A 23,075-nucleotide genomic window follows, 5' to 3' on the forward strand; every position below is an offset into this window, starting at 1 on the left:
CTTTGCCTCGGATTCCGCAATCAGACGGTACGCTCACGTTGGGTGCCGACCTCTTTGGCCCGTCGTCGTTCTCAGCAGACGGCAAGTTCTCATCCATCACGCGGGTCGACTCGGGATCTTCGCTTCGCCCCGCTCGACGGCTCTCGCCACGCCACGCAGGAGAGGCGGCGTGATGCCCGACGCGGCCTCGATCTCCCCGGCTGTTTTCCGGAGGAAATGACCAAAGTTAAAGGTCTCAAGCGACAAGTGCTCGATTGGGACGAGGCTCTCTCCGAGACTGCGCAATTCGCGGAGCACCGACTCGAGACCTTCTTGAAGTGCGTCGGCCGTAGCCGAGATCTCCTTTGCCGCGGCCTCTCGCTTTTCGCGCTCAGCCTCGGCAGCTATCCTCTGCTCTGCATCAGCGATCTGAGCTGCAACCGCTGCGCATGCCTCGCTAAGGCTGGACAGCCGTAGCGTTGCCGCGCCAAGCGCACTTTCAAGTCTCGTGATCGTGCCATGGTCGTTGATGTCGGCTTCGAGGTAGAATCTCTCCTGATCCGCTTTCGCTTGTTCGAAGGCAGATTGGGCTTCCGCCTTTCGTTCGTTGAGCGCCGAATGGCGCGAACGCAATTCCGCGAGGGTGGTTTCGAGCTCAACCGTTGTCGTCTTCCGAGGTGCCATGGTGAGATGCTATGTCGTCATCGCACAATTGGAAGGGTGGCTCTGGCGCCGCGCGCTCATTTCGTGGTGAAGCTTGCAGCGGCGCGCTCATTTGGGTGAATTTCTTCGCCCGCGTTGCGTCATCGCGCAGAGTGCCGCGTGTTCGCCTTCGTGGTCTCGAATCCAATTGATCAATCTCCTCGTGGAGAGGAGCCAGATCGAATTCGCGATTAAAACGCCAAGTGGCTTGCCGCATGCCGCAGCTTCGGTCGCGCGACGCCGGATTGTGGCCGACGAGACATCGGCAATGAAGGCCGCTGCATCGCTGCTTACCGCATCTCCCGTGCCATACGCGTTGACCCAATCATTCAACGGGGGCAATTGACGCACCTGCGCAGTGATCTGCTCAAGCGCTCGGACGATGCGCTCCTGTTCGCCCATCTGGATCGCTCCCGAGATGTACCGATGACAACGCTCGCTTGCCGTGCTGCCCGACAAAACCCCGTCGCGCTGAACTCTTCGAAGCGCTTCGCTGAGCCTATCGAACAGAATTAGCTTTTTCCGCTACGCATCTCGCAAGCGGCGGCCCTTGCTCCCAGGGGCTGATGATAGATTCGAAGTGGGCGGACATGGCGCCACATCCCTCCTGGCACCGTTCTAGCGCTTCTGTTGGGGATACTACAGGGATACCAAAATCCCAACTATTTGATTTCTATATGGCTTTTCTTTGCTACACATTCCCCTTGTGGGCGAAGGTGGCGTAGGCGGCCTACGGCCGCCGTTCTTAAAAAGGGACGCCGACGCGTACCGTCGGCTACGGCGCCGGATGAGGGGTATCTCGCCACAGCCGAGATCGCGGAGAGATACCCCTCACCCGGCTTCGCTTTCGCGAAGCCACCCTCTCCCACAAGGGGGAGAGGGGAAGAGCTCCGCGCGAGTGACAGCTTTTGAGCAGCGATGGGTTGCCGGGTCAAGCCCGGCAGCGACACCTCAGGTCAGGCGAAATAGATCAGCCCCAGCCAATCCGCCACCAGCGCGGGCTTGTCCTCGCCTTCGATCTCCACCGTGACGTTGGTGCGCGACTGCAATTCGTTGGGCTTGCGCAATTTGGCTTCCGCCAGCACGAAACGGCCGCGGACGCGTTTGCCCGATCGCACCGGCGAGATGAAGCGTAGTTTGTCGAAGCCGTAATTGACGCCCATCGTCGTGCCGGCGATGACCGGCATCACCTCGTAGGACATGATCGACAGCAGCGACATCGTCAGGAAGCCGTGCGCGATGGTGGTGCCGAAGGCGGTTTCCTTCTTCGCGCGCTCGGGATCGACGTGGATGAACTGGTGGTCCTCGATCACGTCGGCATAGGTATCGATGCGGGGCTGATCGACCAGATGCCACGACGATACGCCCACCTCCTTGCCGACCATGGCTTGATAGGCGTCGAGTGTGATCGGCGGCTTCTTCCAGACTTCGTTCATTTAGTCGCTCCAATCGCTGTCATTCCGGGGCGCGCGAAGCGCGAGCTACGATGCGCAATTGCGCATCTGAGAATCCATTCGGCGGCAATCTCTGCAGCGAAATGGATTCCGGGCTCGATGCTGCGCATCGCCCCGGAACGACGAACTCACTTCGTTCACTTAGGTCTCACCCCTGGTTTTCGACAGCTCCGGGAAATCCTCTTCCCGGAATTCGCGGCCGCGCAGGGGGTCATTGCGGTCATCGTCGCGCTCTAACCGCCTCAGCTGGACGCGGCGAATTTTTCCCGAGATCGTCTTCGGCAATTCGCTGACGATCTCGAGGCGGCGAATGCGCTTGAATGGCGCAAGGCGCGTGTGCAGATGCCTGAAGATCGAGAGCGCGGTCTCCGGCGAACGCTCTGCGCCCGAACTCAGCAGCACGAAGGCCTTCGGGATCGCGAGCCGGATCGGATCCGGGCTCGGCACCACCGCGGCTTCTGCAACGAGTTCGTGCTCGAGCAGCACGCTTTCCAGCTCGAACGGACTGATGCGGTAGTCGGAAGATTTGAAGACATCATCGGAGCGGCCGACGAAGGTGAGATAGCCGTCGTCGTCCGCGAACACAACATCGCCGCTGCTATAGAGCGCACCTTCCGCGCCGGACAGCCCGCCATCATCGCTCTGATAGCCCTGCATCAGGCCGGCGGGACGGTTCGAGCCCAGCACCAGTGTCACCTCGCCTTCCTTCGAAGGGTTGCCGTCGGCGTCGCTGATCTGCACGCGATAGCCCGGCAGCGGGCGGCCCATCGAACCGACCTTGATTGTCTGCCCCGGGGAATTGCCCGCGAGCGCCGTGGTCTCGGTCTGGCCGTAACCGTCGCGGATGGTGAGGCCCCAGGCGGCCTGCACCTGGTCGATCACTTCAGGGTTGAGCGGCTCGCCGGCGCCGCAGACCTCGCGCAAGGCAACCTTGAAGGAAGCGAGGTTCTCCTGGATGAACAGGCGCCACACCGTCGGCGGCGCGCACAGCGTGGTGACGCCGCAGCGGCCGATGGTTGCGAGCAGGCCTTTCGCGTCGAAGCGCGGCTGGTTGACCACAAACACGGTTGCACCGGCGTTCCACGGCGCGAAAAAACAGCTCCAGGCGTGCTTGGCCCAGCCGGGCGAGGAAATGTTGAGGTGGACGTCGCCGGGTTTCAGCCCGATCCAGTACATGGTGGAGAGATGACCCACGGGGTAGCTGCGCTGGCTGTGCCGGACCACCTTTGGTTTTGCCGTCGTGCCCGAGGTGAAATAGAGCAGCATCGGGTCGTCGGGGTTGGTGGGGCCGTCCGGCGAGAAACTCTCAGGGGCTTCCGCCGCATCATCATATGAAAGCCAGCCATCGGACACAGCGCCGACAACGATGCGGCAGACATTCTCGGAGCCGAGGCTCGTAAGCTTCGCGACCTGGTCCTCTGCCGCGACTACCGCCTTCGCCTTGCCGCGGTCGAGCCGGTCGCGCAGCTCGTCGGCGGTGAGCAGCGTGGTGGCGGGGATCACGACGACGCCGAGCTTTATCGCCGCGAGCATGGTCTCCCACAGCGGCACGACGTTGCCGAGCAGCAGCAGGAGATGATCGCCGCGCTTCAATCCCTGCGCGCGGAGAAAATTTGCGACCTGGCTGGAACGGCGCGACAGCGCTGCGAAAGAGAGCTTGGTCTGACGGTCCTGCGCGGCATCGACGATCCAGACCGCAGGCCGATCCTTGCTCTCCGCATTTCCCGCCAACTCGGCGTCGAACCAGTCGAGCGCCCAATTGAAGGGAACCGGATCGGGCCAGCGGAAGCCTCTGACCGCGGCCTCGTAATCCGTGCGGTGTTCGAGCAGAAACGCACGCGCTTCCTGAAATGTCATCATCAAGCTTTCCCGGCCAGCCCCCTAACGTGCTTGATAATTCCGGAAAAATCCACCCCGCCCTGCCCGGCTGCGTCGAAAGACTGATAGATCTCCTGCGCATGCTTGCCGAGCGGTGTCGCCGCACCTGTGGCCTTTGCAGCGTCCTGCGCCAGCGTCAGATCCTTCACCATCAGCGCGGAAGCAAAGCCCGGCTTGTAGTCATTGTTGGCGGGCGAGGTCGGCACCGGGCCCGGCACCGGGCAATAGCTCGTCAACGACCAGCACTGACCTGAAGATGTCGAGGCGACGTCGAACAACGCCTGATGCGAGAGCCCAAGCTTCTCGCCCAGCGCAAAGGCTTCGCTGACCGCGATCATGGAAATGCCGAGGATCATGTTGTTGCAGATCTTTGCCGCCTGCCCTGCGCCGGCGCCGCCGCAATGCACGATCTTCTTGCCCATGTTTTCGAGCACGGGCTTGGCGGCCGCAAATGCCGTCTCGTCGCCGCCGCACATGAAGGTGAGCGTTCCGCCCTTGGCGCCGCCGGTGCCGCCGGAGACCGGCGCGTCCACCGACAGCACGCCGTGCTTGGCGGCGAGCGCGTGCGCTTGACGGGCGCTCTCGACGTCGATGGTCGAGCTGTCGATGATCAGCGCACCCTTGGCCATGGCGGGGACGACCTCGTTCCAGACGCCGAGCACGTGCTTGCCGGCCGGTAGCATGGTGACGACGACATCGGCGCCCTTCACCGCGCCGGCCGCGCTCTCGGCAATGTCCGCACCGTCGGCCTTGGCTTGCGCGCGCGAGGCCTCGACGAGGTCGAAGGCCACCACCTTGTGGCCGGCCTTGACCAGATTGGCCGCCATCGGGCCGCCCATGTTGCCGAGACCGATGAATGCGATCGTGGCCATCTCGTTGTCCTCCCGTTGATGCGCTTCGTTGATTAGTTGAACTTCAATTCGTCGGAGCCAATCTCGGCGAGATACGGCGCCAGCATGTCCGGCGTGACGTCCTCGATGCGTGGCGGCGACCAGGTCGGATTGCGGTCCTTGTCGATCACCGCGGCGCGCACGCCCTCGCGGAAATCGTCGCTGCGGAACACCTCCAGCGCGGCGCGATATTCGCGCACCAGGCATTCTTCCAGGCTCGACGCGGTCCGTGCGAGCCGCAGCAGTTTCAAGGTCACGACCATGCCGCGCGGCGATTTCTCGCTGAGCGTCTTCAGCGTCGCCTGCGCAAATTCGGAGCCGTCGCGCCTGAGCGCGGCGATGATGTCTTCCATGCGGTCGAAGCCGAACAGCGCGTCGATGGACACCTGTTTTGCCGCCACCGGACCAGAGGCCTCGCCGCTCGCAAAGCCGTTGATCAGCTTGCCCACATCGGCCGCGGTCACACTTTGAGAGACCTTCGTCAGCGCCTCGCGCAGCTCCGGCCAATTCGCTGCCGGCACCACCCAATCGGCAAATTTCGCGTGGATCGCGTCGGGCCCGTTCATGTTCTGGCCGGTCAGGCCGAAATAGGTGCCGATCTCGCCGGGCGAGCGCGACAGCAGCCAGGTGCCGCCGACATCGGGAAAGAAGCCGAGCCCAACTTCGGGCATCGCAAGTTTGGTGCGGTCGGTGACGACGCGGTGGCTCGCATGCGCGGACAGACCAACGCCGCCGCCCATCACGATGCCGTCCATGAACGCGATATAGGGTTTTGGAAATTTCTTGATGCGGGCGTTGAGAATGTATTCTTCACGCCACAAGGTCTTGCCGAGATCGCCGTTCACCTTCGAGCTTTCCCAGAGCGCGCGGATGTCGCCGCCGGCGCACAGGCCACGCTCGCCGGCGCCTTCGAGCAGGATCACGGCGACGGCCGGATCGCTCTCGAAGCGGTCGAGCGCCTTCTCGATGTCGCGAAACATCTCCAGCGTCACGGCATTGATGGCTTTGGGACGGTTGAGCCGGATGACGCCGGCCGCGCCCTCGATGCGGACGACCAGATCGCCCTCTTCCACCACCGTCATCGCGCGCCCTCGATCAGTTTGCGCGCCACGATGAGCCGCATGATTTCATTGGTGCCTTCGAGGATCTGGTGCACGCGCAGATCGCGTACGATCTTCTCGATGCCGTATTCGCTTAAATAGCCATAGCCACCGTGCAGCTGGAGCGCCTGGTTGGCGACCTCGAAGCCGACGTCGGTGCCGAACCGCTTCGCCATCGCGCAGAGCATGGTGGCGTCCGGGTCCTTGCGATCAAGTGCAGCTGCGGCGCGCCACAGGAAAGTGCGCGCGGCCTCGAGCTCGATCGCCATGTCGGCGAGCCGGAATTGCAGCGCCTGGAACTCGTCGAGCCGTTTGCCGAAGGCCTTGCGCTCCTTCATGTAGGTGCGCGCCTTGTCGAGCGCTGCTTGCGCGCCGCCGAGCGAGCACGCCGTGATGTTGAGGCGGCCGCCGTCGAGGCCGGCCATCGCGATCTTGAAGCCGACGCCCTCTTCGCTTAGCCGGTTGGCCACCGGCACGCGGGCGTTCTCGAATATCACCGCGCGGGTGGGCTGCGCATTCCAGCCCATCTTGCGCTCATTGGCACCGTAAGAGACGCCTGGCGTCTTGCCATCAATGACGAGCGTCGAGATGCCGCCCGGGCCGTCGCCGCCGGTGCGCACCATCACGACCAAAAGGTCGGTACCGCCGGCGCCGGAGATGAACTGCTTCTGGCCGTTGAGCACGTAATGATCGCCGTCGCGCACCGCGCGGGTGCGCAGTGCGGCGGCATCTGAGCCGGCGCCCGGCTCGGTCAGACAGTAGCTCGCGATCAGCTCCATGGTGCAGAGCTTTGGCAGCCATTTTTGGCGCTGGGTGTCGCTGCCATAGGCATCGATCATCCAGGACGCCATATTGTGGATGGAGATGAAGGCCGCGGTGGTCGGGCAGCCCGTCGCCAGCGCCTCGAAGATCAGCGCCGCGTCGAACCGCGTCATCGCGGAGCCGCCGACATCGTCGCGGATGTAGATGCCGCCCATGCCGAGCGCGGCTGCCTCGCGCATCACCTCGACCGGGAAATGCTTCTCCTCGTCCCAGCGCAGCGCATGCGGCGCGATCCTCGAAGCCGCAAATGCCAACGCCATGTCGCGAACCGCAACCTGATCCTCGTTCAGAGCGAATTGCATGGTGGGCTGCTCATTTTTCTCTCGTCATTGCGAGCGAAGCGAAGCAATCCAGACTGTCTCCGCGGAAAGATGCTGGATTGCTTCGTCGCAAGGGCTCCTCGCAATGACGGCCGAGGAACTACTTCATCAGCGGGATCGAGAACTCCGCGCCTTCCTTGACACCGGACGGCCAGCGCGAGGTCACCGTCTTGGTTTTGGTGTAGAAACGAACCGAGTCCGGGCCGTGCTGGTTGAGATCGCCGAAGCCCGACTTCTTCCAGCCACCGAAGGTGTAGTAGGCGATCGGCACCGGGATCGGCACGTTGATGCCGACCATGCCGACATTGACCTTGGCGGCAAAGTCGCGGGCGGCGTCGCCGTCGCGGGTGAAGATCGCGACACCGTTGCCGTAGTCATGCTCGGACGGCAGCGCCAGCGCTTCCTTGTAGTCGTGCGCGCGCACCACCGAGAGCACCGGGCCAAAGATCTCTTCCTTGTAGATCCGCATGTCCTTGGTGACGTTGTCGAACAGCGAACCGCCGAGATAAAAGCCCCTCTCGTAGCCCTGCATCTTGAAGCCGCGGCCGTCGACGGCGAGCGTCGCGCCCTCCTTGATGCCGATGTCGATGTAGCTCTTGACCTTCTCGACCGCCTCGCGCGTGACCAGCGGGCCGTAATCGGCCGACGGATCGATCGAGGTGCCGATCTTGAGGCTCTCGACGCGCGGGATCAGCTTGTCCATCAGGCGGTCGGCGGTGGTCTTCCCGACCGGCACGGCAACCGAGACCGCCATGCAGCGCTCGCCGGCAGAGCCGTAACCGGCGCCGATCAGGGCGTCGACCGCCTGGTCCATGTCGGCATCGGGCATGATGATGGCGTGGTTCTTGGCGCCGCCAAAGCACTGGCAGCGCTTGCCGGTCTGGGCTGCGCGCTCATAGATGTACTGCGCGATCGGCGTGGAGCCGACAAAGCCGATGGCCTTGATATCGGGATCGTCGAGGATGGCGTCGACCGCTTCCTTGTCGCCATTGACGACGTTGAGGATGCCGGCCGGCAAGCCCGCCTCGATCATCAGTTCGGCCAGCAGCATCGGCACGCCGGGATCGCGCTCCGACGGCTTCAGAATGAAGGCGTTGCCGCAGGCGATCGCAGGCGCGAACTTCCACATCGGAATCATCGCCGGGAAATTGAACGGCGTGATGCCGGCAACGACGCCGAGCGCCTGGCGCATGGAATAGATGTCGATGCCGGGGCCGGCGCCCTCGGTGTACTCGCCCTTCATCAGATGCGGGATGCCGCAGGCGAATTCCGCGACCTCGAGGCCACGCTGGATGTCGCCCTTGGCGTCGGGCACGGTCTTGCCGTGCTCGCGCGCGAGCAGCTCGGCGAGCTTGTCATAGTCGCGCTGCACCAGCTCGACGAACTTCGTCATCACGCGGGCGCGGCGCTGCGGGTTGGTCGCAGCCCATTCGCCCTGCGCGGCGCGGGCGTTCTCGACCGCGGCGCGGACTTCGGCCTTCGACGCCAGCGCCACCTTGGCCTGGACGTCACCGGTCATCGGCTCGAAAACGTCGGCGGTGCGGCCCGAAGTGCCCTTGACCTCCCTGCCACCGATGAAATGTCCGACTGAACGCATGGAATGATCTCCTTCAGGCCTGATCCGCTTTGACAAATCCTATCGACCTGCATTTTATAGGATTCAAGTCTGAGATAATGCACCATAGATGTGCGAAAATGCTGGATCAAGGCGCGATCGATTGGGACGACTTCCGCTTCGTGCTGGCCATCGTGCGGGGCGGCTCGGTCTCGGCTGCGGCAAAACAGCTCGGCGTCGACCATGCGACCGTGATCCGCCGCGTCGACCGGCTGGAAAGGCACCTCTCGGCCAAGCTGTTCGACCGGCGCAAGACCGGCTACCTCCTCACCGAAGCCGGCCAGCGCGTCGCCGACAGCGCGGAAGCCATGGAATCGACCATCGTCGCCAACCAGGAGCAGGTTGGCGGTTCGGTGGCGCGGCTGACCGGCACGGTCCGGATCGGCGCTCCTGATGGCTTCGGCACCGCCTTTCTGGCGCCGCGGCTGGCGCCGTTCGCCGACCGGTATCCCGATCTCGATTTGCAACTTGTGGCCACCGCGCGGCTATTCAGTCTCTCCAAGCGTGAAGCGGATATCGCCATCAGCCTGACAATGCCGAAAGAGGGCCGTATCGTCGGGCGCAAGCTGCTCGATTACAGCCTCGGCCTCTACGCTGCTCCGGCCTATCTCGACCGCTTCCCGAAAATCACCTCGCGCGAGGTCCTGCCGCAGCACCGCTTCGTCGGCTACATCGAGGAGCTGCTGTTCACGCCGGAGCTCGACTATCTGCCACAGGTCTCACCGCGGATTTCGGCTCGCCTGCGCAGCGCCAATCTGATCGCGCAGCTCAACGCCACCCTCGCCGGCTTCGGCATCGCCGTGCTGCCGCACTTCATGGCGAGTGACTATCCGCAGCTGATTGCGGTATTGCCGGAAGACGTCTCGATAACCCGCACCTTCTGGATGCTGATGCACGCCGACAGCAAGGACCTCGCAAGGATCCGCGCAGTGGCCGATTACATCTGTGAGATCGTGGAGCGCGAGCGGGCGTTGTTCGCGGGGCGGTGAATTCGGGCCGCGCAGGGTGGGCAAAGCGACGGGACGCGCGAATGCGCGGCTCGTGGCGTGCCCACCGCTTCTGTTGCAATCACGGCGAGTTGGTGGCACGGCGCAAGGACGCCTTTGCCTACCCTACAGCATCTCGGCCTAATTCTGCTTCTCGCGCGGCTTCTTCGCCGGTTTCGCCGGCTCCCGCCGCGCACCATCGAGAGCGCTGTCCTTGCCGGCCTTCAACACTTCATCCGACAGTTCGCTGGCGCCGGCTATGCGCGCCAGAAGCATGGTGCCGGCCATGGTGGCGAGCGTCGCGATCGCCTGCTTGCGTGCGGCCTTGCGCGGCTGGCCGGGAATGCAGTCCGCCATCGTCTCGATCATCTCATCGAGCTTGCCGGCAAACGCCTTGCGTGTCTTCGGGCTCTCGCGGGCGATCTCCGCGCCCAGCGCCGGAATCGAGCAGCCGTGACCGGGATTGTCGCGATGCAGCGTCGAGAGATAGGTCTCGACGATCTGGCTGAGCTGCTTCTCGGGCGCAACCTGATCGGACTGCTTGCGCCAGTGCTCCATCGAGCGGTCCATGGCGTAGGCAAAAGCCTCAATCACCAGCGCCTCGCGGGAATCGAAATGCGCGTAGAAGCCGCCATGGGTCAGGCCCGCCTCCTTCATGAGGTCGGCGACGCCGATGCCATGGGCACCCTTTTCGCGCAGCCGCACCGAGGCTTTCTTCACGATGCGGTCGTGGGTTTCCTGCTTGTGTTCCCGGGAGTAGCGCATGCGGTGCTCATTGGATGTCGGAGGTCATCTCATAACACGCAAATGCCGAAATGTGTGCATTAATTTGATGTTAGGTTGTCGCGGATCATGGAAAACGTTGCAGTTGCATGGACCGCGAGCGCGCCCTTGCCGTCGCGGACGAAGCCCTCGCAGTAGCTGGTCTGGCGCCCCAGCTTGATCACCTTGCCTTCGGCGGAGATCATCCCGGAGCGGACCGAGAGCGGACGCAGGAATGTCAGCTTGAGATCCAGCGTGACGGAGCCCTGCCCGGCCTCCAGCCTGGTCGAGATCGCGCATCCCATGGCGGTATCGAGCAGCGCCGCGGCGGTCGCCCCGTGCAGGAGGCCGATGGTGTTTTCGAGGTCCTCGCGCGGCTCCAGTTCCATGACGATCCGCCCCGGCTCGACCACGGCCATGGTCAAGCCAAGCAGCTTCGCGAAGGGCGGCGGCGGCAGGTGGCCGTCGCGGATCCCGAGCATGGCGTCCATCCCCGAAAGCCCCGTCACAGCCTTCGCAACCGGCGCTGGCGCTTGCCAATCCACCACACGCTGGCGCCGCTGCGCCGGCGAAAACAGTTCGCGTTGATCGATGTCGGCCATGTCAGCCTCTTTGAATGATTTTTATCATACTATGTCGCGGACTTTGCGCGGGCAACTCCGTCTTCGCCGCCCGCTTGACAAGCCCAGCGTTTCGGCCCGGAAGTAGCCGCGACCGGCGCAACCGCCGCGCACGTCCACAAAACTTCGAGATCTCATTATGGAAATGCTCAATCACCACTGCGGCGTGACGCGCGATGCGCGCGGCGTCGTTCATGTCACGATCTGCAATGCAGGCCCGCTCAACATCCTCGGCTCCCCCGTGACCGACGCGGTGCGCGAAGGCCTGCAGCAGCTCGCAACTGACCGCAGCATTCGCGTCGCGGTGCTGCGCGGCCAGAGCGAGAAAAGCATGATCGGCGGCGCCGACATCAAGGAGATGGCGAAGCTCGATCAAAAGTCGGCCGAAGCCTTCATCAGCCGCCTGCGCGATCTCTGCGAAGCCGTGCGCGCCTTCCCTGCCCCTGTGATCGCGCGCATGCCGGGCTGGTGCCTCGGCGGCGGGCTCGAAGTCGCGGCCGCCTGCGATTTCCGGATCGCCGCACATGATGCACATTTCGGCATGCCGGAGGTTCGCGTCGGCATCCCCTCGGTGATCCACGCCGCGCTGCTGCCGCGCCTGATCGGCTGGGCGCGGGCGCGCTGGCTGGTGATGACGGCGCAAAACGTCGACGCGCCGACGGCACTGGCGTGGGGACTGATCGACAAGGTCGCGCCGGAAGGCGGGCTGGATGCGGCTGTCGAGCACACCGTAGAGGCGCTGCTCGCATGCGCCCCCGAGGCGCTCCGCTCGCAGAAGGCGCTGCTGCGCCAGTGGGAGGAACTGCCGCTGACGGAGTCGGTGAACCTGAGCGTCAAAGTGTTCGGCGAGTCGTTTTTGACGGACGAGCCGACGCGGCTGATGCAGGCGTTTGTGGATCGGAAGCGGTAGGGTTGCCGCTCGACACAGTGGGCGCCCTTCTGCGCCGCTGCCAACCGCCTCCTCGGTGTCGTCCTGGCGAAAGCCATGACCGTCACCACAAGTCTTCGCCAAACTTCTCCCTATGGCTATGCGTCCCGGATCGGCGCGCGCTTGAGGCGCGCTTGTCCGGGACGACGCTGCTGAGGCACCTACAGCTCGCAATCAACAAATCTCATCCGACTCACGACAATTTCTCATGCCGGGTGCGGTTGCATTTTTTGCGCCGCATCATATGATGGTCATAATCTCAAAGTCTATCACAGGGAGCCCCGCCATGGCCGAAGCCGCCGATCCCGTCGTCATCGTCTCCGCCGCCCGCACCCCGCTCGGCCGCTTCATGGGCGAGCTGTCGCCGCTGGCCGCGCACAAGCTCGGATCGCACGTGATCGGCGCAGCGCTGGAGCGTGCAAGACTGGCGCCCGAAAAGGTCGACGAGGTCTTCATGGGCTGCGTGCTCCCGGCCGGCCAGGGCCAGGCCCCGGCGCGACAGGCGGCGCGCGCGGCTGGGCTTCCCGATGCCACCGGCGCGACCACCATCAACAAGGTCTGCGGCTCCGGCATGAAGGCGACGATGCTGGCGCACGACATCATCCGCGCCGGTTCGGCCGACATCGTCGTCTCCGGCGGCATGGAGAGCATGAGCAACGCACCCTATCTGCTGGCAAAGGCGCGCGGCGGTTACCGCGCGGGCCACGACCGTGTCATCGACCACATGATGATGGACGGGCTTGAGGACGCCTACGAGACCGGCCGCTCGATGGGCGATTTCGGCGAGGCCACCGCCGAAGCCTATCAGTTCACCCGCAAGGACCAAGACGCCTATGCGATGGAAACGCTGAGTCGCGCCCGCAAGGCGGTCGAGGGCGGCACGTTCAAGGCCGAGATCGCGCCAATCACGCTCACCGAGAAAGCCGGCCCGCGCGTCGTCGCCAATGACGAGCATCCGCTGAAGGTCGACCCGGCAAAGATTCCCGGGCTGAAGCCGGCGTTCCGCGCCAACGGCACCATCACGCCGGCGGCCTCCTCGGCCAACGCCGACGGCGCCGCCGCGCTGGTCCTGACGAAGCGATCGCTCGCCGATCGCAACGGCCTGCCGGCGCTGGCCGTGATCAAGGGCCACGCCACCCACAGCCAGGAGCCGCAATGGTTCACCACTGCGCCGATCCCGGCGATCCGCAAGCTGCTGGACAAGGTCGGCTGGAGTGCCGGCGACGTCGACCTGTTCGAGATCAACGAGGCCTTCGCCGTGGTGGCGATGGCGGCGCAGCGCGACCTCGGCATTCCCCGCGACAGGCTGAACATCAATGGCGGCGCCTGCGCGCTTGGCCATCCCATCGGTGCCACCGGCGCGCGGCTGATCGTGACGCTGCTGCATGCGCTGGAGGCGCAGAACCTCAAGCGCGGCGTGGCGGCGCTCTGCATCGGCGGCGGCGAAGCCACCGCGATCGCCGTGGAGCGCGTCTGACCTGCTGATGACCTGCTGACGTGAACGTCCGAAAATGAGGGCACTCTGTCATTTCCGACAGACGATTCTCATGCCATTCTGCAAGCTCGCGCAGGTCGTCCAAAGGGCCTGCCATCAAAATTGAGGCCCAATGATCTCGAACCGGCTCGCGGCATCGCTCGGCCGCCGCAATCTCCACTACGGCTGGGTGATGGTCGGCGTGACCTTCTTCGCTGCGCTGATCAGCGCCGGCACGGTCGGCGCGCCCGGCGTGTTCATCGTTCCCCTTCAGAAGGAGTTCGGCTGGAGCACGGCGGAAATCTCCTCGGCGCTGTCGATCCGCTTCATCCTGTTCGGGCTGATGGCGCCGTTTGCCGCAGCACTGCTCAATCGCTACGGCCTGCGTAACGTCACGCTGACTGCACAGCTGATCGTCGTCTCGGCGCTGGTCGCCTCGCTCGGCATGACCGAGGTCTGGCAGCTGGTGGCGCTGTGGGGCGTCGTGATCGGGATCGGCACCGGCATGACCGCGCTGGTTCTGGGCGCAACCATCGCTACGCGCTGGTTCGCCGCGCGCCGCGGCCTCGTGGTCGGCATTATGACCGCGAGCGTCGCCACCGGCCAGCTGGTGTTCCTGCCACTGCTCGCAAGCCTTACCGAACGCTTCGGCTGGCGCCTCGCGCTCGGCTTCGTCTGCATCATGCTCGGCGTCTCCGCGCTCGCGGTGCTGCTCATGATGCGCGACCGCCCGAGCGATCTGGGCCTGCGTCCGTTCGGCGACAAAGGCACCGAGCCCCTGCCCGCCCCGCCCGTCAGCCATGGCTCGATCACGGCCGTGGCGCTCGGCACGCTGCGCGACGCCTCGAAGTCGAGCGCGTTCTGGATCCTGTTTGCGACCTTCTTCGTCTGCGGCGCCTCGACCAACGGGCTCGTCCAGGTCCATTTGATCCCGATGTGCCTCGATTTCGGCATCCCGCAGGTGAAGGCCGCAAGCCTGCTGGCTGCAATGGGCATCTTCGACTTCTTTGGCACCATCATGTCGGGCTGGCTGTCGGACCGCTACGACAATCGCTACCTCCTGTTCTGGTACTACGGCCTGCGCGGGCTCTCGCTGATCTTCCTCCCCTTCAGCGATTTCTCGTTCTACGGCCTGTCGGTCTTCGCGATGTTCTACGGGCTCGACTGGATCGCCACGGTGCCGCCGACCGTGCGCCTCACTGCGCAGAAATTCGGCCCCGAGCGCGCCAATCTGGTGTTCGGCTGGATCTTTGCCGGCCACCAGCTCGGCGCCGGCACCGCCGCGTTCGGTGCGGGCCTGTCGCGCACGCTGCTCCAAAGCTACCTGCCCGCCTTCTTCATTGCCGGCGCGCTCTGCGTGTTCGCCTCGCTGATCGTGCTGGCGCTGTCGCGGCAGCCGAAACTAAAGCCGGCAGCGGCGTGAGCCGGCCTAATACCTGATCGTGCTGGTGACGCCGAACACTGCGGCGTCACCGATCCGCAATGTGCCAGTCGCATCGTTCGGGATCGGGATGCCACCCGAAGGACGGAACACATACTGGAAGTACGGCGCGATTAGCCAGCCCGGCTTGATGTGCGCCTCATAGATCATCTCGATCAAGGTCTCGTTGCTTCGCACCGGGCCCTGGACGCCTGTGAAGAGCTGGGTGTCGACATCGAGATGACGCGCGCTGTTCGAAATCCGCATGTAGGCCGCCGCCACGCCGAAGCGGTCGAGCGGACGTCCCGGGACAAAGCCGACAAAGCCGATGCCGCCGTCCAGATAGAGGTCGATCAGGTTGCGGTCCGGCGGGCTGTAGGCGATGCGGCCGAAGGCGGTGACGCCCGGGATCGAGGCCGAGGTGCTGTTCTCGGTGACCGACGGCGGACGGTAGAGCACCTGCTCAATGACCGCAAAGATTCCGTAATTGCCGCGAAGCTTTGCCGGAATGCCGGACCCGCCGGGATCGGCGATCGAGATGCCCTCCCCCGTGAAGCGCTGGCTGTCGAACGCGCCATAATGCTTCCAGGCGCCGGGCGTGAAATTGCCGGCGAGCGGGCGTCCGCCAATATCGATGTCGTAGTTGAACCGGACCTGCCCGATCACCCACGGCGGATCATTGACGCGGAATGCGAGACCGTGATGGTCGCGCAGTTGCGGATCGGCCTCGCCCGGGCCTGACGGGTCGCCATTGAACACCGCGCCGTAAGCGGTGATCTGGTCCGTCAACGCCGACTTGACGCGGATGCCGGGCACCGCAATCGGCGGTGCCGGCCCGCCGGCCGGCAAGTTCGAGGCCTTGATCGCCGGCCAGCCGAACGTGCCGTTGATGAAGAGATCATCGGTCTGGCTGTCGAAGAACTCGACATCCGCTGCCTGCTGACCGGCCCTGATATTCAGCCTGCCGCCAAAGAAGCTCTGCTCGAAATAGGCGTTGTAGAGCCGTTGATCTGGCAGCGCCTCGATTTCGCTGATGGTCGCGAGATTCTGGACGTAGTTGCGGGAGAGCCCGCGACCGTAGATGACGAAGGCATTGGCGTAGAAACGGCCACCGGTCCAGCCGGCCAGCTTGTCGAGATCGGCGTCAACCGAGAGATCGAGGCGGCCGAAATAGATGGCGCCGCGAGCGACACCGCCCGACACATTGCCGATGTTGTCGGCGATATAGGTGGCGCCGAAGTTCAGACCCTTGTCTGCGAGCCCGTCATGCCACGCGTTGAACCATTCTGGCGCCAGCCATGCGGCCGCGCTTTCGTCCTTGGCGCCGGCGAGCGCGCTGCTGCTCGCCAGCGTGCAGGCCAGCGCTGCTGCGAGCGAACTTCGCAACCGAGATCTCTGGGCAGTCCCATTCACGGCTGATACCGGCTTGCGTGCGCTATTTGAAGATGCCCGTGCGCCGCATGAACAGGTAGGCGAGGCCAACCGAGCTTGCCATCAGGCCGGCGGCGCAGAGGAATCCGGTCTCGACATCTGTGAGCGGCAGGCCCTTGGTGTTCATGCCGAAGATACCGGTGATCAGCGTCGGCGGCAGCAAGAGCGTCGTCACGATCGAGAGCGTGTGGAGGTGGCGATTGCTTTCCTCCTCGTTCTTGAAGCGCAGCTCCTCCTCGAGCAGTCGGCTGCGTTCCCGCAGCTCGACGATGTCGTGATCGAGCCCGTCGAGCCGCTGCGCCAGCTTGCCGGCGTGGATTCGCAAGGCGGGCGAAAGGTGGTCGGTATTCTTCTGGTCGAGGCGGTGAAACAGCACGCGCAATCCGGTCAGCTGACGATGCAGCCTGACGCAGGTCCGGCGCAGCCGGCCAAGCGTGCGGCGCATTTCCGGCTTGGCCACATCGGCGAGAATTCGCTCCTCGATGTCGTCGATCTCCTGCCCGAGCTTGTCGGCCATCCGGTCCAGGGTGTCGGCGACCTCGTCGACGATCTTCTCCAGGAGATGAGCGACATTGTCGACGCGGTAGCCGCCTTCGAGCACCCTGCGCGTCGCGTCCGCCGAGCACAGGGCCTGATGACGGCCGCTGACGAGGAGATGCTCGGTCATGGCGAAGCGCAGGAACGCGGTTTCCTCCGTCGCGCTGTCGATGTCGCGCACGAGATCGGAGAACACGCCATAGACGCAATGGTCGATGACGTGAAGCTGCTGGAAGGTGTCGTTGGACAGCAAGAGCTCGCGCGCGAGCGGCGGCAGATGCGAGGCTGCGATCCAGGGCCGCACGCGCGCGTCGGTCAGGTTGAAATGCAGCCAGAGCCGGCCGTCATGGCTAAACTCGATCGGCTGGTCGATCGCCAGTGCCTCGGCGCTGCCGTCGCCGTGCAGCCGGAACGCCCAGACCAGGCCGGGGATGGACGGCGCATCCGAAATCGCGCTGACAAGCTTTGCCGCATCAGCCATGGCCAACCCTAACCGTCCACAAATGCCCCGTTCCGGAAGATGGCCGACGGCACCTTCCGGATCCACGCGCGATACTCAATTACGGCTTTGTTACAGTTTGATGATGCCGCCCTACTCCGCGGCCAGCCCCGTCGCGGCCACCGCCTCGGCTTCCCTGATGTAGTCATGCACCACGCGGCCGAACGGCAGCGTCAGGTCGGCGATGTAGTGATGCGCGCCGACGACGCGGCGAACCGGGAAATCGGCAACCGGCGCATTGACGTGCGGCACCAGATGCAGACGGCCGGGCCCCATCCACGAACCCTTCGGCACGATGTCGGTGAGGTTGATCGCGACGAGCTGGCAGATTTCGAGACGGCCGTCGACGCCGGGGATCATCTTCAGATTAACTTGCGTCTTCGACAGCGTCGCGCGGGTGAGATCGCCGTTGCCGGCCATGCTCTCGTGCTTGTAGCCCATCGTGCCCATGGCGACGAGCTGGCCGGCATATTCCAGCGTGCCCGTCAACGTGTCCTTGACGATCTCAAGCTTTGGATGCGCGTATTTCTTCGGAAAGCCCCAGATCTCGCGGCCCGCCGCGATCGGCGGATCGTCGTCCAGATACATCTGCGAGACGAAGTTCACCTCCTCGCCGTGCAGGCGCGCTGGGATGACGAGACCGGATTCGGTGTAGCTGCCGAAGCCGGAGGAATCCGGCATCCTGATCCATTCGTAGTGCACGATCGCCTGGTCGATCGGCTCCAGCGGCTCGGGCAGCCCGGCGCGGATCAGGTCGGGGTCGGTCTCGTAGGTGATGACGAGGAATTCGCGGTCGACGAAGCGATAAGGACCGGCCGGATAGCTCGGTCCGGCGGCCGGCATGGACGGAAGTCTCAGCAAATCTTCCCTGCGCATCGCTGGTCTCCTGTTGATGTCTGTGATGCCTGCCCGGCAGCTTCTGCTTAGACCCAAATTGCTAGACGGCCTCATTGACTGCGATGTGATGGATTTCCGTCAGACGCGTGACCTGCCGCCATGTCGCCCGCGCCGCCGTGCATGCCGGTGATGCAGCAGTGCGGAAATTGTCATCACGCCGTCACCGCGGGACGTAATCGTCCGGCCCAAGCAGGAGGCATCGGCCATGGACGCCCGCACATATCAGACACATCAGCCGCCCTCACGGGGCTGGCGGCCCGAGCGCTGCGACCGCGTCGCGCTGGTGCTGCAAGGCGGCGGCGCGCTCGGCGCCTACCAGGCCGGCGTCTATCAGGCGCTGCACGAGGCGGGCATCGAGCCCGACTGGGTCTGCGGCGTCTCGATCGGCGCGATCAACTCGGCCATCATTGCCGGCAACAGGCCGGAGAACCGGCTCGATCAGCTCCGCATCTTCTGGAGCGCATCACCAACCGCAAGATCTGGCACTACACGCCGGACGGCGACGTGTTCCGCCAGGCGCGCAATTTCGTCAGCGCGTACATGACCTCGGCGTTCGGCCAGCCCGGCTTCTTCACGCCGCACCAGGTCAATCCCTGGTTCAGTCCGGTCGGCGCCAGGACCGCGACCAGCTATTACGACACCGCGCCCCTAAAGGAGACGCTGCTCGAGCTGGTCGACTTCGACCTCATCAATGAGAGGTCCGCTTCGCGGTCGGCGCGGTGAACGTGCTCTCGGGCAATTTCATCTATTTCGACAACGCCCATGACGAGATCGGGCCGGAGCACATCATGGCCTCCGGCGCCCTGCCGCCGGCACTGCCGATGGTGCGGATCGGCACCGATCATCTGGGACGGCGGCATCGTCTCCAACACGCCGCTGCAGCACCTGCTCGACCAGGAGGACGACCTCAACTCGCTGGTGTTCCAGGTCGACCTGTTCAGCGCCCGCGGCGTGCTGCCGCGCTCGATCCAGGACGTGATGGCCCGGCACAAGGACATCATGTATTCCTCGCGCACGCGCCACAATACCGACGTCTATCGCCGCACCCACAATCTCAAGGTCCAGCTCTACAAGGCGCTGGCGAAGCTTCCCGACGCGCAGTTGTCCGACGAGGATCGCGCGCTCAAGGCGAGCCGCCGAGAAAGAGAAGAGAGGGCACGGGATGCAATCTCCAGATATATCGAGCGTTTCGTCGAAGAGCTTCGTGTTTCTGGCGCGACAGGCCGCCCCTTGCTCGACGAGCGCGAATTGAATGTTAAATTTGTGAATCAGGGAGCGGCTAAGCCAGATTTCCTATGGGAGATTGGCAGTGGCGAAAACTGGATGGCTTACCACCTCGCGACAATTCTTGCATTGCACGGAATCTTCCTAAAACGCGAAAGTCATAACCCGGTCCCCACCTTCCTGGTGATTGATCAGCCCAGCCAGGTCTATTTTCCGTCAGACACGTTTGAGGAAGTCCTACAAAACCAAGATGCCAGCACCAAGGTTGACCGCAGGCGCTCTACACGACACCTGGACGATCTAGAGAGCACCCGTCAGATTTTTAGAGCACTCGCGCGCGCCCATAAGAGCTTCAAAGCGCGACTTCAAATCATAATTCTTGACCACGCAGATCGTCACGCGTGGGGCGAAATCGACGGCGTCGAAGAGGTCGCAAATTGGCGTGGAGAAGCGGACTTTCTAATTCCTTCTGCTTGGCTGCCGACGCAATAGCCAACGTAGGAAGATTCAGGCAATTCGACCGATGCTCGCGTACGGTTGGGGATCTGATGCTAATTGCGGTAAGGGCTAGTGCTTATGGTAGATTCTTTATTTCGCGATCGCGTACGAGAGCGCGACTTGGACAATTGTTTGGTCGAGGAGTTGTTCTCGTCCCGTCAATTTAGAAACTGGTTTTTGACGGCTGTTGCTCGCAAATTCGATGTACCTCAAATTGAAGACATTCGCTTAGAGAAATCACCGCGAAGGCTGCAAGATAGTCGACAAACCGACGTACGGCTCGGTTGGTTTGACGTCGACAATGAACTCGCGGCCTGCGTCCTCATCGAAAACAAGGTAACCTCCGATTTTCAGCCCGGTCAGGTCGAGAGCTACGCTTCCGAGGTTTCTGAATATCGGGCCCGGCTGGGAACTAGATCGGCTTGCGCAATACTCATTGCGCCAAAGTGGCGACTTGAGTCACATCAAAGTGATGTGTTTGATGCATGCATTGGAATTGAAGAGATCATTGAGTTTCTTCAAAAGCGCCGCGACGAGGGGATTGAAGACGAAGAGCTAGACGGTCGAATTGCAGCCCGCATTTCCCTACTGGAAGCAATTTGTGGAAAGCGCCAAGGAGATTTGTGGACACCAATCACGGTTCCCGAGAAGCGGTCCTTTTCGGAAGAATATGCGGCTCTCGCAGTCGAAGTGGTGCCCGGCTTGACCGTGAAAGCCTCGAGCGATGGCCCTAAAGCTCTGACCAAGACATTTGAAGGATTGTCGCTTCCGGATGGCTTTCCGAAAGTGAAGCTCAAACACGAATATGGCTCTAGCGAAGCTTGGAAGTATGCAAACATTCAATTCACCGGCTTACGTACCAAATTGGGTCTCGTCCAGAAATCCGGCCTACTGGAGGGCACCGACTTTGATGAGCTACCGTCTGGGAAGTCTCTTTTTATACGCGGTCGGACACCTGGCATCGATCCACGGCGGTCCTTTGGAGAGCAAAGGGGGAAGGTCTTAGAGGGATTACAACAAGTAAAGGCCCTCGCTGACTGGATCATTGCCAATGCCGAATCACTAAAGCGAATATTCACGCCCCAATTGGAAGTGAGGCCTGCTGCCGCTTATCTCGACCGCGAGCAAGGGTTGAGGCAAGCATTGATGAGAATATATCAGGAGTGCGCCGAATTCGGGTATCGGCCGGCTAGAATGCTTGAACTTATGGAGCGGCGTGGCGCGATTGGAGCGGCAAAGTATCTGATTGCCCATCCCGTCTCCGACGGCTTTACGCGTTTGGCTATGGAAGATCGTCTAGATCTCGCGATCGAATCGTTGGCGCTAGACGAACAGTGGAGCGACATTTTCTCGGAGGAGGAGAAGACCACGGCCCGCCAGAGGTTGCGGCGCCAGTGATGGGCGCAAGTGGGGCCGCCTGGTCCCAGGTTCTCGCCATATTGCCATTAGACTCCACGGCCCAAACGTGGACAATACCCTGAGCACGTCACGTGCGCAGTACACACCAAGATGTACCAGGGGAAGCAAATGCCGGCTGCAATATCGTCGTCCGAACCGATTATCCCGACTACCCTACTAACAGCCCAGATACGCGATGCATTGCGCGCGATCGTCGGCGAGAAGGGTTTTATTGAGGACAAACACGGCAAGCAGCCGTTCGTGACGGATTGGCGCGGATTGCTGGTTGGAGGTGCCGGTGCCGTCGTTCGTCCCGCCAGCACCGAGGAAGTCTCGCAAGTGGTCAGGCTTTGCCATGAGCACGGCGTCGCGATCGTGCCGCAGGGTGGCAACACCGGGCTGATGGGCGGAGCCACGCCCTGGCCTGCGCACACCGGCATCGTATTGTCGCTCGGCCGCATGAACCGCGTTATCGACGTCGACCCTGTGGGTTACGCGATGACGGTCGAGGCCGGCTGCGTGCTGCAAACGCTTCAGGAGACTGCGGCCGAGCACGACAGGTTCCTGCCCCTCAGCCTTGGCGCCCAGGGCTCGTGCATGATCGGCGGCAATTTGTCGACGAACGCCGGCGGCGTGCAGGTGCTCCGCTATGGCAATGCCCGCAATCTCGTGCTGGGGCTCGAGGTCGTGCTGGCCAATGGCGACGTCTGGGACGGGTTGCGCGCCCTCAAGAAGGACAACACGGGCTACGACCTCAAGCATCTCTTCATGGGCGCCGAAGGGACGCTGGGCATTATCACCAAGGCCGTTCTCAAGCTTTGGCCCGCGCCCAAGGACGTCTGCACGTCGTGGCTGGCTGTGCGCGATCCCCGCGCTGCCCTGGAGATCCTGTCCGAAGCGCATGCGGCCTCCGAGGACAATGTTGGCTCTTGCGAGCTGATGAGCCGCAGCGCCATCGACATGGTGCTGCGCCATATTCCCGGCACCCAGGATCCTCTCAAGGCGAATACGCCATGGTACCTCCTGCTTGAATGGTCGTCCGCGCGAGCGCGCCAGGACGGCACTGAAGGCATGTCCGAGAAGATGGAGCAGTTTCTCGCCGATCAACTCGAGGCCGGCCGCGTGCTCGATGCGGCGATCGCGCAAACGGGAAATCAATCACGCAACATGTGGCGCATCCGCGAAAGTGTCGCCGAGGCCCAACGAGCCGAGGGGCCGGGGCTGAGCTTTGACGTATCGGTGGCGATCTCCAGGATTCCTGAGTTCATCGACAAGGGGATCAAGGCCGTGCTCGACATTCTCCCGAGCATTCGACCCTATCCGCTGGGACACATCGGAGACGGCAACCTGCATTTTTCGTTCATGGGCCCCAAGGGAATGGATCAGCCGACGCTGACCCAATACAAGGGCGCCATCACGCGCGCCGTGAACGATCTCATCGCCTCCATGGGCGGCTCGATCTCGGCCGAACACGGCATCGGCATGGACAAGCTCGACGAGCTCAGTCACTACCGCTCGAAGACCGAGCTCGACATCATGCGAACCATAAAGCGCGCGCTCGATCCACAGAACATCATGAATCCCGGTAAGGTGCTGCGGCTGTGATCGACGCCGGGCAGCTTCAGCCGCGCCTCACAGCCT

General features: G+C 63.3%; 20 protein-coding genes and 1 pseudogene. 8 read left to right on the top strand and 13 right to left on the bottom strand.

What is annotated here, in order from left to right:
* Nucleotides 1–96: 96 nt before the first annotated feature.
* The 8 genes from FXV83_RS20205 to FXV83_RS20240 form a co-directional block, all read right to left on the bottom strand.
* Nucleotides 97–663, bottom strand: coding sequence for a hypothetical protein (locus FXV83_RS20205; protein ID WP_148741157.1), 567 nt, complete (start codon nucleotides 661–663; stop codon nucleotides 97–99).
* A gap of 87 nt (nucleotides 664–750) precedes the next feature.
* Nucleotides 751–1,083, bottom strand: coding sequence for a hypothetical protein (locus FXV83_RS20210; protein WP_148741158.1), 333 nt, complete (start codon nucleotides 1,081–1,083; stop codon nucleotides 751–753).
* Nucleotides 1,084–1,637: 554 nt separating this feature from the next.
* The gene (locus FXV83_RS20215; RefSeq protein WP_148741159.1) at nucleotides 1,638–2,117 is read right to left on the bottom strand and encodes a MaoC family dehydratase; all 480 of its coding nucleotides are present in this window, start codon (nucleotides 2,115–2,117) and stop codon (nucleotides 1,638–1,640) included.
* A 159-nt stretch (nucleotides 2,118–2,276) separates the two neighbouring features.
* The gene (locus FXV83_RS20220; RefSeq protein WP_148741160.1) at nucleotides 2,277–3,995 is read right to left on the bottom strand and encodes an AMP-binding protein; all 1,719 of its coding nucleotides are present in this window, start codon (nucleotides 3,993–3,995) and stop codon (nucleotides 2,277–2,279) included.
* Nucleotides 3,995–5,008 (bottom strand): 3-hydroxyisobutyrate dehydrogenase, encoded by a 1,014-nt coding sequence (gene mmsB, locus FXV83_RS20225; RefSeq protein ID WP_283811717.1) that lies wholly within the window; start codon nucleotides 5,006–5,008, stop codon nucleotides 3,995–3,997. The genes FXV83_RS20220 and mmsB overlap by 1 nt, the downstream gene beginning before the upstream one ends.
* Entirely contained in the window at nucleotides 4,918–5,985 is a 1,068-nt protein-coding gene (locus FXV83_RS20230; protein WP_148741162.1) for an enoyl-CoA hydratase/isomerase family protein, read from the bottom strand. Before FXV83_RS20230 ends, mmsB begins: the two co-directional genes overlap by 91 nt.
* Entirely contained in the window at nucleotides 5,982–7,127 is a 1,146-nt protein-coding gene (locus FXV83_RS20235) for an isobutyryl-CoA dehydrogenase (protein WP_148741163.1), read from the bottom strand. The genes FXV83_RS20230 and FXV83_RS20235 overlap by 4 nt, the downstream gene beginning before the upstream one ends.
* Nucleotides 7,128–7,245: 118 nt before the next feature.
* Nucleotides 7,246–8,742 (bottom strand): CoA-acylating methylmalonate-semialdehyde dehydrogenase, encoded by a 1,497-nt coding sequence (locus FXV83_RS20240; protein ID WP_148741164.1) that lies wholly within the window; start codon nucleotides 8,740–8,742, stop codon nucleotides 7,246–7,248.
* Between the two features lie 98 nt (nucleotides 8,743–8,840).
* Between FXV83_RS20240 and FXV83_RS20245 the strand changes: the two genes are divergently transcribed.
* Complete coding sequence (locus FXV83_RS20245) at nucleotides 8,841–9,749, top strand: LysR family transcriptional regulator (protein ID WP_148741165.1); 909 nt, start codon at nucleotides 8,841–8,843, stop codon at nucleotides 9,747–9,749.
* Between the two features lie 138 nt (nucleotides 9,750–9,887).
* Here the strand turns inward: FXV83_RS20245 and FXV83_RS20250 are convergent, their stop codons facing one another.
* A complete protein-coding gene (locus FXV83_RS20250; protein WP_148741166.1) occupies nucleotides 9,888–10,511 on the bottom strand; it encodes a TetR/AcrR family transcriptional regulator in 624 nt (207 codons plus the stop codon).
* Nucleotides 10,512–10,570: 59 nt separating this feature from the next.
* A complete protein-coding gene (locus FXV83_RS20255; RefSeq protein WP_148741167.1) occupies nucleotides 10,571–11,110 on the bottom strand; it encodes a PaaI family thioesterase in 540 nt (179 codons plus the stop codon).
* Between the two features lie 157 nt (nucleotides 11,111–11,267).
* Here FXV83_RS20255 and FXV83_RS20260 point away from each other — a divergent pair, with 157 nt between their 5' ends.
* The 3 genes from FXV83_RS20260 to FXV83_RS20270 all read left to right on the top strand — a co-directional run bounded on the left by FXV83_RS20260 (nucleotide 11,268) and on the right by FXV83_RS20270 (nucleotide 14,953).
* Nucleotides 11,268–12,038 carry an enoyl-CoA hydratase gene (locus FXV83_RS20260; RefSeq protein ID WP_148741168.1) on the top strand — a complete coding sequence of 257 codons (771 nt, stop codon included), beginning with the start codon at nucleotides 11,268–11,270 and terminating at the stop codon, nucleotides 12,036–12,038.
* Between the two features lie 304 nt (nucleotides 12,039–12,342).
* Nucleotides 12,343–13,533, top strand: a complete 1,191-nt coding sequence (locus FXV83_RS20265; protein ID WP_148741169.1) for an acetyl-CoA C-acyltransferase — start codon at nucleotides 12,343–12,345, stop codon at nucleotides 13,531–13,533.
* 130 nt (nucleotides 13,534–13,663) lie between these two features.
* Nucleotides 13,664–14,953, top strand: a complete 1,290-nt coding sequence (locus FXV83_RS20270; RefSeq protein ID WP_148741170.1) for an MFS transporter — start codon at nucleotides 13,664–13,666, stop codon at nucleotides 14,951–14,953.
* Nucleotides 14,954–14,959: 6 nt separating this feature from the next.
* Here FXV83_RS20270 and FXV83_RS20275 read toward each other — a convergent pair whose 3' ends face one another.
* The 3 genes from FXV83_RS20275 to FXV83_RS20285 form a co-directional block, all read right to left on the bottom strand.
* Entirely contained in the window at nucleotides 14,960–16,336 is a 1,377-nt protein-coding gene (locus tag FXV83_RS20275; protein ID WP_430648939.1) for a carbohydrate porin, read from the bottom strand.
* 49 nt (nucleotides 16,337–16,385) lie between these two features.
* Nucleotides 16,386–17,399, bottom strand: coding sequence for a transporter (locus tag FXV83_RS20280; RefSeq protein ID WP_148741172.1), 1,014 nt, complete (start codon nucleotides 17,397–17,399; stop codon nucleotides 16,386–16,388).
* A 111-nt stretch (nucleotides 17,400–17,510) separates the two neighbouring features.
* Nucleotides 17,511–18,293, bottom strand: a complete 783-nt coding sequence (locus FXV83_RS20285) for an acetoacetate decarboxylase (RefSeq protein WP_148741173.1) — start codon at nucleotides 18,291–18,293, stop codon at nucleotides 17,511–17,513.
* Nucleotides 18,294–18,519: 226 nt separating this feature from the next.
* On the opposite strand from FXV83_RS20285, the pseudogene FXV83_RS44140 reads away from it, so the two are divergent.
* The 4 genes and pseudogenes from FXV83_RS44140 to FXV83_RS20300 form a co-directional block, all read left to right on the top strand.
* Nucleotides 18,520–19,445, top strand: a pseudogene (locus tag FXV83_RS44140) (patatin-like phospholipase family protein); the annotation flags it as partial.
* Between the two features lie 48 nt (nucleotides 19,446–19,493).
* Nucleotides 19,494–20,030, top strand: a complete 537-nt coding sequence (locus tag FXV83_RS42865; protein ID WP_235939920.1) for a DUF3732 domain-containing protein — start codon at nucleotides 19,494–19,496, stop codon at nucleotides 20,028–20,030.
* Nucleotides 20,031–20,168: 138 nt separating this feature from the next.
* The gene (locus FXV83_RS20295; RefSeq protein WP_187436027.1) at nucleotides 20,169–21,434 is read left to right on the top strand and encodes a PD-(D/E)XK nuclease family protein; all 1,266 of its coding nucleotides are present in this window, start codon (nucleotides 20,169–20,171) and stop codon (nucleotides 21,432–21,434) included.
* Nucleotides 21,435–21,563: 129 nt separating this feature from the next.
* Nucleotides 21,564–23,039, top strand: coding sequence for an FAD-binding oxidoreductase (locus FXV83_RS20300; protein WP_148741175.1), 1,476 nt, complete (start codon nucleotides 21,564–21,566; stop codon nucleotides 23,037–23,039).
* Nucleotides 23,040–23,075: the final 36 nt, after the last annotated feature.

The organism is Bradyrhizobium hipponense, assembly GCF_008123965.1.
Lineage (GTDB): Bacteria > Pseudomonadota > Alphaproteobacteria > Rhizobiales > Xanthobacteraceae > Bradyrhizobium > Bradyrhizobium hipponense.

Coding starts and splice junctions, on each gene's coding strand:
- FXV83_RS20215 (WP_148741159.1), bottom strand. CDS start 2,117: ATGAACGAAGTCTGGAAGAAGCCGCCGATCACACTCGACGCCTATCAA.
- FXV83_RS20255 (WP_148741167.1), bottom strand. CDS start 11,110: ATGGCCGACATCGATCAACGCGAACTGTTTTCGCCGGCGCAGCGGCGC.
- FXV83_RS20245 (WP_148741165.1), top strand. CDS start 8,841: ATGCTGGATCAAGGCGCGATCGATTGGGACGACTTCCGCTTCGTGCTG.
- FXV83_RS20300 (WP_148741175.1), top strand. CDS start 21,564: ATGCCGGCTGCAATATCGTCGTCCGAACCGATTATCCCGACTACCCTA.
- FXV83_RS20210 (WP_148741158.1), bottom strand. CDS start 1,083: ATGGGCGAACAGGAGCGCATCGTCCGAGCGCTTGAGCAGATCACTGCG.
- FXV83_RS20205 (WP_148741157.1), bottom strand. CDS start 663: ATGGCACCTCGGAAGACGACAACGGTTGAGCTCGAAACCACCCTCGCG.
- FXV83_RS20270 (WP_148741170.1), top strand. CDS start 13,664: ATGATCTCGAACCGGCTCGCGGCATCGCTCGGCCGCCGCAATCTCCAC.
- FXV83_RS20280 (WP_148741172.1), bottom strand. CDS start 17,399: ATGGCTGATGCGGCAAAGCTTGTCAGCGCGATTTCGGATGCGCCGTCC.
- FXV83_RS20260 (WP_148741168.1), top strand. CDS start 11,268: ATGGAAATGCTCAATCACCACTGCGGCGTGACGCGCGATGCGCGCGGC.
- FXV83_RS20285 (WP_148741173.1), bottom strand. CDS start 18,293: ATGCGCAGGGAAGATTTGCTGAGACTTCCGTCCATGCCGGCCGCCGGA.
- FXV83_RS20240 (WP_148741164.1), bottom strand. CDS start 8,742: ATGCGTTCAGTCGGACATTTCATCGGTGGCAGGGAGGTCAAGGGCACT.
- FXV83_RS20250 (WP_148741166.1), bottom strand. CDS start 10,511: ATGCGCTACTCCCGGGAACACAAGCAGGAAACCCACGACCGCATCGTG.
- FXV83_RS20220 (WP_148741160.1), bottom strand. CDS start 3,995: ATGATGACATTTCAGGAAGCGCGTGCGTTTCTGCTCGAACACCGCACG.
- FXV83_RS20265 (WP_148741169.1), top strand. CDS start 12,343: ATGGCCGAAGCCGCCGATCCCGTCGTCATCGTCTCCGCCGCCCGCACC.
- FXV83_RS20235 (WP_148741163.1), bottom strand. CDS start 7,127: ATGCAATTCGCTCTGAACGAGGATCAGGTTGCGGTTCGCGACATGGCG.
- FXV83_RS20230 (WP_148741162.1), bottom strand. CDS start 5,985: ATGACGGTGGTGGAAGAGGGCGATCTGGTCGTCCGCATCGAGGGCGCG.